Source organism: Geobacillus sp. Manikaran-105, assembly GCF_002809955.1.
GTDB classification, from domain to species: Bacteria; Bacillota; Bacilli; order Bacillales; family Anoxybacillaceae; genus Geobacillus; species Geobacillus thermophilus.
On record NZ_PIJG01000065.1, the window covers coordinates 1 to 11,737 of the forward strand.

Annotated in this window: 8 protein-coding genes and 1 pseudogene; all 9 read right to left on the reverse strand. The window is 32.8% G+C overall.

The genetic code is table 11. The annotated features are described in order from the left end of the window. Positions 1-240 precede the first annotated feature (240 nt). The 9 genes and pseudogenes from CV945_RS15100 to CV945_RS15140 all read right to left on the reverse strand — a co-directional run bounded on the left by CV945_RS15100 (position 241) and on the right by CV945_RS15140 (position 11,656). Positions 241-1,353: pseudogene (locus tag CV945_RS15100) on the reverse strand (IS110 family RNA-guided transposase). Between the two features lie 414 nt (positions 1,354-1,767). Beyond that, entirely contained in the window at positions 1,768-3,297 is a 1,530-nt protein-coding gene (locus tag CV945_RS15105; protein ID WP_157807542.1) for a lipopolysaccharide biosynthesis protein, read from the reverse strand. Positions 3,298-3,617: 320 nt separating this feature from the next. Next, positions 3,618-4,580, reverse strand: coding sequence for a glycosyltransferase (locus CV945_RS15110; RefSeq protein ID WP_100660090.1), 963 nt, complete (start codon positions 4,578-4,580; stop codon positions 3,618-3,620). After that, a complete protein-coding gene (locus CV945_RS15115; RefSeq protein WP_100660091.1) occupies positions 4,581-5,780 on the reverse strand; it encodes a glycosyltransferase in 1,200 nt (399 codons plus the stop codon). 14 nt (positions 5,781-5,794) lie between these two features. Beyond that, on the reverse strand, positions 5,795-6,535 hold the full coding sequence (locus CV945_RS15120) for a glycosyltransferase family 32 protein (protein ID WP_100660092.1): 741 nt from the start codon (positions 6,533-6,535) through the stop codon (positions 5,795-5,797). A gap of 18 nt (positions 6,536-6,553) precedes the next feature. Next, positions 6,554-7,624, reverse strand: coding sequence for an EpsG family protein (locus CV945_RS15125; protein WP_100660093.1), 1,071 nt, complete (start codon positions 7,622-7,624; stop codon positions 6,554-6,556). 612 nt (positions 7,625-8,236) lie between these two features. Further along, positions 8,237-8,416, reverse strand: a complete 180-nt coding sequence (locus tag CV945_RS15130) for a transposase (protein WP_100660094.1) — start codon at positions 8,414-8,416, stop codon at positions 8,237-8,239. A 307-nt stretch (positions 8,417-8,723) separates the two neighbouring features. Further along, complete coding sequence (locus CV945_RS15135) at positions 8,724-9,557, reverse strand: glycosyltransferase family 2 protein (RefSeq protein WP_100660095.1); 834 nt, start codon at positions 9,555-9,557, stop codon at positions 8,724-8,726. Between the two features lie 1,031 nt (positions 9,558-10,588). Continuing rightward, positions 10,589-11,656, reverse strand: a complete 1,068-nt coding sequence (locus CV945_RS15140; protein ID WP_100660096.1) for a glycosyltransferase family 2 protein — start codon at positions 11,654-11,656, stop codon at positions 10,589-10,591. Between the last annotated feature and the right edge of the window lie 81 nt (positions 11,657-11,737).

Here is an 11,737-nt window from a genome sequence, read left to right on the forward strand (position 1 = left end):
GTCCTATTGAGCTGTTTGCGCCTACTCTTCATTATGGGAAGAAAAGGGGGATTTTCATGCCCGGGTGGAGAGCAAAAATTGCTCATGGAACTTTTCTGTGAAAATCAATGAAACATAGTCAACCCTGTATATCCCTTGATCAGGTTGGGCACACTACTAATGATCAAAAAAGGCAATAGGAAAGCAGAGCTACCTTATTTTAAGGTATCTCGTATATTTCTTAGTCTTTTTATACTAGATTTACTGCTCTCGAAACGGTTCTTTTCGAGAAAGCATGCAGTAAATAATGGTGAGCATTCGGGGCGCAATCGCAACGAGTGCTTTTTCTTTTCCCTCCGTGCCGCCAACAACCAAAATTTTGCTACCAATCGTTGATTCCTGCAATGTGAAAGTGCCCACGCTGCCTCACATAACGCGAATTTAATTACCGTTCGTGTACTTTTGCGTTTTCCCTCGCTTTCATGATTCCTTGGAGCCACTCCAGCCCAAGAAGCGAGGCGTTAAGACGTTGGGAACTGTCCCATATCCACTCCGATTTCGGCGATGATGACGGCAGCGGTTTCTTTCTTCACTCTAAGTATGGTCTTCAAAAGCTCCATCTCTTCTTGATATGCTTGAAGAAGTTAATCGATTCGCTCCTCGATTTCCCGTATCAAGATTTTCAATTGTTCGATATGCTTCTAGGACTGGCGGATCATGAAAAGCTGATGTTCCGTTAACGTGCCAAAAAAGCGAATCTTGAATTTGTTGTTTTTTCCTTTTCATCCTTCCGTGAAGACAAGACTCGATCTCTTGTGCCTCGATATGCTCTTGTTCCATCAAACGTTCGAGCAACCTGCGCCCGGAAACTCCGAACAAATCAGAAATGACGGAACTTAGCTTAATATTGGAGAGCATTCTAGCACTTTCTAGATGCGTTTTTTCAGCGATCAATTACCCGATCCACTTTTTACGCAAACGGGTCAAATCCCACAAATTCCAAATATCCTCCGGAGGCACAAAACTTTTTTCAATCAGACCATGACGCAATAGCTTGGCAATCCATTCGGCATCGGACACATCGGTCTTTTTTCTAGGAACATTTTTGATTCGTTGTGCCTTGGCAAGCGTAATGTCAAAGAACTCTTCCAAAATGTTGAATACTGGTTTCCAGTAAACTCCTGTACTTTCCATGGCGATATGGGTAATGCCTCGATCCTCAAGCCATTTCAACAGACGAAAGAGATCTTTCGTGAAGGTAGAAAACGTTTCTACTTCCTTTTAAAGGTGATTTTCGTTCCCGACAAGGACACAAACGACAATCGTTTCCGCGTGGATATCTAATCCAGCACAGCGATGATAAAGAACATCCATGAGTTTGGCTCCTTCCATAATGGATTCACAAACAGGGAGTTCATTTGCTCGTTTGGCATTTTTCTGTTCGTAATCACCCTTCCATGGGAAAAGGGCTGACAATGGGTAGATCACCAAATGAACTCAAACAGTGTATTCTACAGGATCGAACCACCATTAAAGTGCACGTCTTTCTAACCTGTTTGTGTTTTGTATCATTACGGGAAGGATGGATATATTTTCATTCTTGGGTGGGAAGTAAAATTACTCATGAATGTTTATTGTTATTCACCGTATTCACCCAATTAAATTTGTACGAATACATATGGAAGTAAATGAAGGAAAGTGTAGTTGTAAACCATTTCTATCACCTAAGCTACCACTATTCTTCCTGAGAAAAGATGGTTAGTTTGGTGATGAATTTATCCATAGCTTCTAATTTGTTTTTACAGTAAGCTTTGTTAATCGGTTAAAAATACTAGTTACTAAAGATTTTTCAAACTCATTGGCCCCCAAATACCATACCGAGATAGCATAAAAACCAGTAAATATTGCACATTTCAAAATAAATATACCCCAAGAATCACCTACGGGTATAAATTCAAGTAATCTACCAAATATATAAGCAACTCCTATACTTGGTAATAACTTCACTATTTGTTTCAAAAATGTTAATGGTTTAAAATCAAACATTTTTCGATAATGCATACTTATTAAAATCAGGTTTAACAAAGCCACCGCTATGCCTAAACCTAAAGTCATCCCAATCACACTGTACCATTTTATTAGAATGTTACCCAAAAATACTCCTACCGCGATTATAATTAACTGCAGAACCGTTCGTAAACCATCTTTCTTTTTTGCACGTAGAATCATCACACAGGGATACTGAATTGCCTGAACAATCATGACTGTCATCAAAATTAGACCAATCCACCATGAAAGCAAATAATTTGATCCTATCCATAAATAAACAAAATCATCTCCAAAAAGCTGAAAACCTAGAAGTATCCCGCTTAACAGAATAAACTGTATTCTCCCAATCTTGGCACAAAAACTTGTCAAATGATTTCCATCAGAACCACGAACCACCATCCGTGTTATCGCAGGAAATAATTTTTCGTTTATTACACCCGAGATATACTGAAAGTAACTAACTAAAGTTATACCAACTGTATATACTGCGACAGCTTTGGCACCAACAGTCGCTCCTAAAACAAAAGACCCACTTCTCCAAAAAAGGATATCTGTAATACTACTAATAAAAATAAAAAAAGAGTAGTTACTTATTTCTTTTAATAATCTTATGTCGAATTTTGATAGCTTTACCCTTAGCCCTAATCTAACCCTTGTAAAGAGAATATATAAAATACCTGTAGCTAAATTTAAAAGTGCATCTACTATAACAACCATTATTGACTTAAAACCAAGTGAAAGCAAAATTGTTAGTACAGAAATTCGAACAATGAGACGGATCAAAGTAATAGAATTTATTACAATAAACTTTTCATATCCTTGAATATAAGCATTAAATACACCTAAAAGAAATGAAATTGATACACTAAAAACGGATATAATGAACATTGAATGCGCAATAGATAACTCACTATCTGAAAGCTTGCTTCCAAATATATCATCAATAAAAAACAAAAGTACTAATCCTATTCCCAAAGCTATCAATGCAATAATCCCATATAAAAGTAAACACGTTGCGATAAGATTTTGTTCCTTATCCTTCCGATTTTCCGCCCGATACTGAGCTACATAACGAATAATAGCACTCCCAAATCCAAAATCCAAAACCATTAAACTACCCACAACTGACCCTATAAGTGCATAAACGCCATATTCGGATTGACCAAGTGAATTTATCAGAAAAGGTGTAAAAATTAATGCTGCAAGAATATCAGCAATAAAAATTCCATACGATGACAAAATTCCAATCTTGACTTCTCGCGCCGACATAATACAGCACTTCACCTCCCCTCCCCTTATATTAATTAACTTGATTGATTTATTTTTACCTAGAGATTTTAATATCAATATTACATATTGTGTTAATTTAATTTGAAGATTTCAAATCAAAACAAGTTCATAAAAAACCCTTTATATGGATGACACAAGTAATCCCTGTCCAAATCCAATATAGAGAATACCACCTATCGACAAAGATAGGATATTTACATAATTCGGTAAATGGATTGCACCTTCTAATTCTATCAAATGACACAAAGAATGGTGGAACTAAATTTTGTTTATTGTATATGAACGCTACTGAGGCTTTTTTAAAAAAACTTATGCAATATTTTTAATTTCCATAATAACAAGTTTAATTTAGTTCTTATACCTAATTTAGAAGTAGTTAATATATCACTTATAGATAAACTATAGTTTAAATATCCATTGTATTTAAATTCCTCGTATAGCTTACGCCCCTTGTCCCTATTTAAGTGTAAATACATAAGCATGCTTCTCTCAAAAGTAATAGCTTTAAATTTATTAATACTATTTGTACTAAATTGTAAATTATTAGTCTTTATATAATCCAATATGCTAGTGACAGCATGAGTATAATCCTCTAATCTCTTATAATTTTTCTTTGCTTTAGTAGCTCCTGACCTAATTCTATAATTGTATAAATCTTTATTTATAAATCCTATCGAATTACACTTAGATATATGCTTAAATACAGGAAACCAATCTTGTGTATATCTTCCAGGTTCAAAATAAAGTCCATACTTCTCTATCAATTTTCTTCTGAACAACTTATTCCATGTTACTCCCATAACCTTACAGTTTAATAACATATCTGCAACTTCTAATCCAGAATAGACCTTGTTCTCATCTGCATCTATTAAAACTCTACTATATTTTCCTGGTATATCTTCATAGATTTCCTTATGTCCACATATTACGACATCACCTTTTATTTGTTTTATCTTGTTATACATCATTTCTAGCATATCCAATTCTAAATAATCATCTGAATCTATATATATTATATACTCACCTTTTGCATACTTTGTTGCTAGATTCCTTGCTACTGACAATCCTTTATTTTCTTGTTCAAGATATAATATATTTGAGTATTTTTTTCTATATTTATTTATAATATCTATAGATTTATCTGTTGAACCATCATTCACAATTATTACCTCTATATTTTTATATGTTTGATTAAATACAGTTTCTAGGCATTGTTCTAAATATTGTTCAACGTTATAAACAGGAACAATTACACTAATCATTTAATTCTCACCTATAATTTTATATAATTTCTCCAGTTCATAACTATTGCCGTAATCGGTGTTTTTACAGTTATTAGCTAACTCTTTTCTTAATTCCGAATCCCTATATAACCTTTCTATTCCATCTACTATTCCTTCAATAGACAATTCTGTAATATATCCATCAAATCCATTTTGAACTTGACTTTGCGCAGTAGCATAGTTAGTTATAAGTATTGGCTTACCTAATATCTTAGCTTCTGTTACTGTCACTGCTTTACCTTCATATCTAGAAGGCTGTACGTATAAATCTGCTTCCTTGATATATGGATAGGGATTTATTTTTTTTCCTAACAATATAAACCTATCATATAGATTATATTCTTCTATTAAATCTCTTATTAATTTTTCATCTTCACCATATCCAACGATATACCAAGCAATATCATCATATCCCTTATCTTTTAATATCCTTAAGGCTTTTACAGCATTATCGATCCCTTTTGAATGGGATAATCTAGCTACTGTGATAATTTTAAATCTACTATCATTAATCATGGGATTGTCTACTTCTTCATTAGCCATTTTTCTAATGAATTCTGGAGAAATTATATTTTCTATTACCACAACTTTATTTTCTAATTTACCAAATTTTTTTAGAAATGAATTCTTACAAGCTTCTGATACAGCTACAATATGATCAAATTTATTCCAGATTTTAAAATCCATATTTATATCTATCTCTATTGTAGAATAATCTGTATGAATCCATGCTATTTTCTTCTTAGCCCTAACCTTATCAGCTACAAAATAATGTGGCCATAAGTAACTAATCGCAACATCATACTCTTTGTCTAATCCAGGCAAAATTGATAAAGAATACTTCCACATCAATTGCATTTGGTAATATCCTGGCTCTACTATTCCTTTTATTTTACCTATAAAATTAGCATTCATCTTAGCTAAAATCCTCGAAAATCCGATACTATATTGCTTATCTTTTAAGATCTCACCTATTGATTTCCTAAAAGTAGCGTATTGTGGAATTTCACTCAATAAATTTATTTTACTAGGAAGGAATGGCATAAAATCACCTTGATGTCTATATAACATCAAATCAACAGCATAGTTCTTGTAATTAAAATTTTCAAGCATATTTATAAGACTTCTTTCTACTCCTCCAACTTCCATATCAAAAGAGGCTATCAATATATTTTTCATTTTTGTCTCATTCCCTAAGTTCTCGAAATTAAATTTCTAATTCTAGCTATGTTTTCCCCACCTATAACTTTAGATGCTATTTTTTTTATATTGCTCTTAAATCTCACTCTAGGTGATAACCAACTATTATAAAAATGATGAATAGTGTATGTGTTTTCCGTTATAAACTTTCTACAATTAATATAGTCATATGGAGAAAAATATGTTTGAGGATAAAAAGTTCCTATACCATCTATTTCTTGATATTCTCCATTCAATTTTAATCCCATGTTTTCCAGCATTTCAGTTATTATAGCGACATTAGTTAAATCGTTATAGCTTCCGTCCTCTTTAATGAAACTCTTTCCCTCATACGAATCTAAAAATATTTTTATCAGCTTATTTCCTTTAGCTGCTCCTATAGTGCTTGTAGCTATATAGTTTCCTTGTTCAAATCCCCAAAACGAATCGTGATGCAATAAATCATCAAAGGACTTGAGTACTTCAACATCAGTGTCTAAATAAATTCCACCCAAGTTATATAAAGCATATACTCTTACATAATCACTTATAAAGGCGAATTTTCTGGATTTGTAAGCTTCTCTTACATATGAATTACAGTTTATATCAAAGTTATCTTCATTCCACTCAATTATTTCATATTCTGATAAATTCTTTTTCCAACTATCTATACATCTTTTTACTATGTCAGGTTTTTCTTTTTTTCCAAACCAACAATAATGAATTATTCGAGGTATTTTCTTTGTATACACCACTATTACATTCACCTCATTCTAAAAATAATTGCTCTGATACTCAATCTTTAAAGTAATTACTTGTTCGTAAAAATAAAATATTAAATAGCAAAAAATAATTGCTAAATAAATCAGTTTTCGATCTTTTTTTTCAAATAAATTCACTACCCAAGTTACTAATAGAATATGATATAAATTGAAATATATTGCTACTCTAGCAAAAATCCAATTTTGTGTCGAAATAAGCATAAAAAATAAGTTTAAAATAGACATATTTACAATTACATCACTGTGAGATGTGATTTTTTCAAGCCTCTTACGCCCAATGAAGGCAATTATTAATGGTACTAAAGTGACTAGAACCCTAATAATATTAGCCCCACCTTCAGAAAAATCTTTATAATGTCCATATTGTGTATCTTCAAGGGCAGTAAACAATATTGAAGAGAACTGTTGATAACCAACTATTATCAAAATTCCAATACCTAATAGTAGAGAAATTCGCAACCCCCATGATTTACCATTAGAAAAAAAATATGCTAGTAGCAAAATAAGCGCTGACTTATGAATGGTAGACGCCAATAAAACAATTAAAAAATATTTTTTCCAATCTCTTTTAAATAAATAATGGGTACCAGCGAATGTAATTGCAGCAGCTAAATATTGTCTGACACCATTCATAGTAACTAAATAGATACCGGATGTTATATAAACATACACAGCTAATTCAAATAACATTGAATATTTATAAAAGGTGATGATAATCAATACGTTGGTAACTAAAGCACAGAAAAAAATTAGTATCTGTGGGTCAGTTGAGATTTTTTGCAATAAAGCTTGAATTATATTAAAACCAAAATCTCCTTTGAAGTTAATTTTATCTAGAGTAAACCTGTTTAGAGAATAAGAGTGCATATAAAAAAAGGTATCACCTATATTATTTCTCAAACCCGAAACTAGCACTAAAACCAAAATTGTAATTAAAGTCAGAGTCTTATTAGGTTGTTTCACTTCTAATAAATTAACATTTATACTCTTGTTTGTGGATAAGATCCTTGCACTGAATGAAAATAAATATACAAGGGCAAGAGTAATCCAAAAAACTGTCATTTTTAGCCCCTTTCTACCAGCCGTTTTAAGCAAGCTATGTTTAAACATTACAATTAAAGAGCAAAGCAACAGTAAATTGATCCGTATTGATATAAATGCCCATCCTCGTTAACTAAATATAAATCCACGCAACCTAACTATTTTTTATCTATGTTGAAAAACATTATCAGAGAAGATTTACCTAAGAAGAATCTCATCCTATTGGTACAGAAATTTTTAGACATTCCCGAACTAACTAAAGAATAAACAATATAATATTTTAGATACCTGACTTTTGACAGCAAGAAAAAATTAACATGGTTATCAATATGAAAAGGTTTTCCCGAAAATAAAGATATACTCGTGGTGCTAGTTTAACCTCAACGTTTAACCGCACCAAGAACGACAAGCGCATGAGCGAAGAAAATCCCTTCCAGAGCTGTTTCAAATCCATCCAGACTGGTTGAACAAATGGAAGTAAGATGAAAATGATCAGTTAACATCAAAAAACGGTCTTAATGATTTTTCATTTTCGACAAATCCATCGTTGAAACTCACGTGAAATCGGACTTCGACTATTGGCACGAGAGGGAGGTCACAAATAGACTCCGTACTTCTTTTTGAGTTTTTCTTTCAGGGTTCGCTGAGAACCCCTTTATCTGCCAAGGTAAAAGGATGCGGAAACTGATCAATGATTTCTTCCTCCACGACCACATCATGGTAAGAAGCTGGCGCGACTACATAGCTCATGATCAACTCTTGATCGGTCAGTTGAATATGCATCTTAAATCCATAAAAATTCATTCGTTTCAAGGCGCAGTATCCATAGTCAGCGATTCATCGAAATCGTTTTACTTTCGACATACGTGCAGAATGACATAAAAGGATCAGTAAACTGTCAATGATGGCACGAGCTTGTTGGGCAAGTTGATGGCGAATCCACTTGATCACCCAGCGTAACCGGCGACAACGTCGGTTGTATTGCAAACGTTCAAGGAATTGATTTTTGTCATGAGATTGACAGTGACAAAGCGATGCCATGCGTGCTAGGCGAGAAACCTAATAATTTTCCAAGAATATGAATGCTGATGATCATCGTAGCCTATTGTCTCAACAAATTTTACAACACCATTTTTGATTTTTTAACTCGAAACTCATGATATTTTTTTAATAAAAAATTTGGAGTCAGACCAGATAGAATAGGTTTTAATACAAATAAATAGTATCTAGCTGGGAGATTTAATAAACGAATTCCTTCAAACAACAACCTTGCTGCATCAAGATAATACTTAAATTTGCGTCGCTTATATGCTGTACGATCTTCTCTAACTTTATACAAGGCCTCCTGCATATTATATCCTTTGAAACCAGCTGCAAAAAACCTAAACCATAAATCTATATCTTCCGTTCTACGTGTGTAACTCGTTACGCGATACCCATTAAGAGCCTTATATACTTCTGTACGCATCATAATGGTTGCATGCATAAACGGATTATTTTTAGCTAAGTCTGTCGGTTTAGGTTCAGGTATACCTAATTTAATACCTATATCACCTTTTTCATCAAATGAGATCATCCCAGTACCTACTACTGAATATTCAGGGTTTGATTCAAGAAAAGCTACTTGCTTCTGAAAACGTTCAGGCAGAGAGATATCATCCCCATCCATCCGTGCAACATACTTACCACTAACATATTCTAAACAACGATTAAGTGTTGCTGCTAGTCCCATATTTTTTTCATTTCTTAGTAATATGATATTATTGTATTTTTCAGCATACTCCCTCGCAATTCTGTAGGTATCATCTGTAGAGTTATCATCACACAAAATAAGTTCCCAATTTTTATATGTCTGTGCGAGTATTGAGTCTATACTTTCAGCAAGAGTTGTTGAACAGTTATATATACCCATTATTACAGAAACCTTAGGACTATCTATTGTAAAGTTTTCCATATAACTCTCCCTTTTTTCTTTACCCTCTTTTGTTACTTATAATGTTGGTGTGACTCGTTCATATACATCTTTTCGTACTTACTCCTTCAGGAGATGATTAAAGAGTGTGATGAAGATAATTTCTACCTACTTTCAGTTTCTTAAAATCATGCGCTTTATCCCCGATGGCAAAATAGACTTCATAGTCTTTTAAATCAGGTACAATAGTAGCTTCTAACGATTGGCATTTGTTAATACACTAGAATAATTCTTTCTACTATCGTACAAAGATGAATATTATCTTTTTTTACCATCTTAACCTGCTTTTTGTTTAGAAGTATCATAAAGATTATTTCAGAGAGTCGTGTTATCGATGATAACCAATTTTGTACATTACACTTTCAAATTTTTAAGAAATTGAGTGTTGAACGAAGCCTCCCTCGTTGCGAACCGCATAGCAGAGTTCCAAAAATGGAAATATTCAGAACACCCTTCAGTCTGCAAATACGTTGAAAATGCGGAAACTGTTTCAGTAGTAAAACTAACTTACATATAGAATGAAAAAATATTTTTTATAAAGAAACATTTTGGGAATTAATTTTCCTCAAAATGACAGACCATTCCGTTACATAGGGACGTGTCGACTAAAGAAAGCCCTCGTTAATATACCGTAAAATGTGCTTGTTTTCATCGCAAAAAACATGTTCTGTGATATAATTGGAAATCATGATTGTGTTACCCCTTGGGAACATTTATAGCCTCAGAGATATATATAATTTCAATGGATTTTTTGCTTTTATTTATAATTTAAATGATGATTCTAAGCCAACTTTTCACAATTGACCTTGGGTTACAAAATAGGAAAAACCTCTACATAAATTAAAGTTGTGAGATTAACACTGAAATAGATTAACTTAATATTCCACTAACAAAGTTAAAGTGTAAAAAGCGTAACAATGATTTGGTTTATGCATAAACTACGGTTTCAAGATAAGGCTACTTATTCGAAACATTTAAATTCCCCAAATTACAAGTAAGAATAATTAATTTTGCTATCTAATTTTCTTTCTAAAATACTCAATAGCTACTAACATTACATAGTATGCTAATGTTAATCTATATTTTGCACAAAAATAAAATACTTTCCAAGCAAATGGAAAATATCCAATATTAAATTGTCTAAATGCATTTTTCAAACGATTATCATTAAGAATTTTTCTTAACTGCTTAATTCTCATTAAAACAGACATATTGTTCTCTTTACTGATTATATTTAAACCCAATCCCAAAGCATTTAAGCATATGCGATTATTTAAGGCTAAATAAAAATCTTGCCCCATTTTTTTTTCATTCAAAAAATTTTCAATGTAGTCATACAATTTAAACCATTGATCTATTAAATTCGGTTTATATTTTGCTGTAACTGAAGTAGTATTAGCGCGCCAGTAATGATAGTATGGTTTATTAAGAAACACAAATGTTTTCGCATAATAAAATGCATTTATATTAAAGAGAGAATCCTCATTAGTACCTATTTCACTAAGATCTACGAATCTTAGTCCATTTTCTTTGATAATTTCAGAACGGTACAACTTTGACCAAACTGTTCCCCATGCATCCAGCAATTCCGGATTTCTCATTTCTTCATTTAAGGGTCCAACCAAACGCCTCATAACGTTAGAATGAATTTGGGAATTTTGATAACAAACTTTTTCGGGAAGAGGGAATTTTTTCTCTTTTGAATGACTTCCAAACTCACGTATATACCCGCACATAACAATATCGGCCTTATCAGCGACAGCGGTATTATACATTTCTTCATACATATTTAAGTCAACCCAGTCATCCGGGTCAACAAATCCGATATATTCCCCTCTTGCTATACATATACCTTCATTTCGTGCTGAGGAAACCCCCGAGTTAGATTTGTTTACAACTATTACACGATTATCTTTTTTAGCATATTCATTAAGAATTTCTAGGCTATTATCAGTTGAACCATCATTTACTACAATAATCTCAATATCATTGAGACTCTGCGACAATAAACTGTCTAAACACCTGCGCAAATAACTTTCGACATTATATACAGGTACTACTATACTATATACATGCAACATGAAGAGTTAACTTCTCAGTCATCCTGCACACCCTAAGCGCTGCAGCACTTCCTCCGGACGTTCGTGGATGTAGTTGACAAA

Coding starts and splice junctions, on each gene's coding strand:
- CV945_RS15105 (WP_157807542.1), bottom strand. CDS start 3,297: ATGTCGGCGCGAGAAGTCAAGATTGGAATTTTGTCATCGTATGGAATT.
- CV945_RS15110 (WP_100660090.1), bottom strand. CDS start 4,580: ATGATTAGTGTAATTGTTCCTGTTTATAACGTTGAACAATATTTAGAA.
- CV945_RS15115 (WP_100660091.1), bottom strand. CDS start 5,780: ATGAAAAATATATTGATAGCCTCTTTTGATATGGAAGTTGGAGGAGTA.
- CV945_RS15125 (WP_100660093.1), bottom strand. CDS start 7,624: ATGACAGTTTTTTGGATTACTCTTGCCCTTGTATATTTATTTTCATTC.
- CV945_RS15135 (WP_100660095.1), bottom strand. CDS start 9,557: ATGGAAAACTTTACAATAGATAGTCCTAAGGTTTCTGTAATAATGGGT.
- CV945_RS15140 (WP_100660096.1), bottom strand. CDS start 11,656: ATGTTGCATGTATATAGTATAGTAGTACCTGTATATAATGTCGAAAGT.